This is a genomic window from Enterobacteriaceae endosymbiont of Donacia marginata (assembly GCF_012567685.1).
GTDB lineage: Bacteria > Pseudomonadota > Gammaproteobacteria > Enterobacterales > Enterobacteriaceae.
Genome location: NZ_CP046184.1, coordinates 352,740 through 354,322 on the forward strand (window position 1 = coordinate 352,740; position 1,583 = coordinate 354,322).

The window sequence follows — 1,583 nt, forward strand, 5'->3', positions numbered from 1 at the left end:
CTTATAGTAAAGGAGGTGATCCAACCACAGGTTCCCCTACGGTTACCTTGTTACGACTTCACCCCAGTTATGAATCATAAAGTGGTAAGCGCCCTCCTTAAAAAAATAAAGGTTAAGCAACTTACTTCTTTTACAACCCACTTCCATGGTGTGACGGGCGGTGTGTACAAGGCCCGGGAACGTATTCACCGTAGCATTCTGATCTACGATTACTAGCGATTCCGACTTCATAGAGTCGAGTTGCAGACTCCAATCCGAACTAAGATATATTTTGTGAGATTCGCTTACTCTTACGAGGATGCTTCCCTTTGTATATACCATTGTAGCACGTGTGTAGCCCTGGTCGTAAGGGCCATGATGACTTGACGTCGTCCTCACCTTCCTCCGGTTTATCACCGGCAGTCTCCTTTGAGTTCCCAGCCGAACTGATGGCAACAAAGGATAAGGGTTGCGCTCGTTGCGGGACTTAACCCAACATTTCACAACACGAGCTGACGACAGCCATGCAGCACCTGTCTCATGGTTCCCGAAGGCACTAAAATATCTCTATTAAATTCCATGGATGTCAAGACCAGGTAAGGTTTTTCGCGTTGCATCGAATTAAACCACATGCTCCACCGCTTGTGCGGGCCCCCGTCAATTCATTTGAGTTTTAACCTTGCGGTCGTACTCCCCAGGCGGTCGACTTAACGCGTTAGCTACGAAAGCTATAAGTCAAGCTTACAACCTTCAAGTCGACATTGTTTACAGCATGGACTACCAGGGTATCTAATCCTGTTTGCTCCCCATGCTTTCGCACCTGAGCGTCAGTATTCGTCCAGGGGGTCGCCTTCGCCACTGGTATTCCTCCAGATATCTACGCATTTCACCGCTACACCTGGAATTCTACCCCCCTCTACGAAACTCAAGTTAATCAGTTTCAAATGCAGTTCCTAAGTTAAGCTTAGGGATTTCACATCTGACTTAATTAACAGCCTACGTGCTCTTTACGCCCAGTAATTCCGATTAACGCTCGCACCCTCCGTATTACCGCGGCTGCTGGCACGGAGTTAGCCGGTGCTTCTTTTACAAGTAACGTCAATGATAAAATGTATTAGATTTTATTTTTTCTTTCTTGTTGAAAGTACTTTACAACCCTAAGGCCTTCTTCATACACGCGGCATAGCTGCATCAGGCTTTCGCCCATTGTGCAATATTCCCCACTGCTGCCTCCCGTAGGAGTCTGGACCGTGTCTCAGTTCCAGTGTGGCTGATCATCCTCTCAGACCAGCTAGGGATCGTCGCCTAGGTAGGCTTTTACTCTACCTACTAGCTAATCCCGTCTGGGTTCATCTAATGGCATAAGGTTTTATATGAATATAAAATCCCCTACTTTAGTCGTAAAGACATTATGCGGTATTAGCTATCGTTTCCAATAGTTATCCCCCTCCAAAAGGTAGATCCCCAGATATTACTCACCCGTCCGCCGCTTGCCGACAATAAAAAAAATTTTACAATTTTTTTTATTTCGCTGCCGCTCGACTTGCATGTGTTAGGCTTGCCGCCAGCGTTCAATCTGAGCCATGATCAAACTCTTCAATTTT

The 1,583-nt window shown here is 46.3% G+C and carries 1 rRNA gene; it reads right to left on the bottom strand.

What is annotated here, in order from left to right:
* Nucleotides 1-8: 8 nt before the first annotated feature.
* A 16S ribosomal RNA gene (locus GJU04_RS02310) occupies nucleotides 9-1,582 on the bottom strand.
* Nucleotide 1,583: the final 1 nt, after the last annotated feature.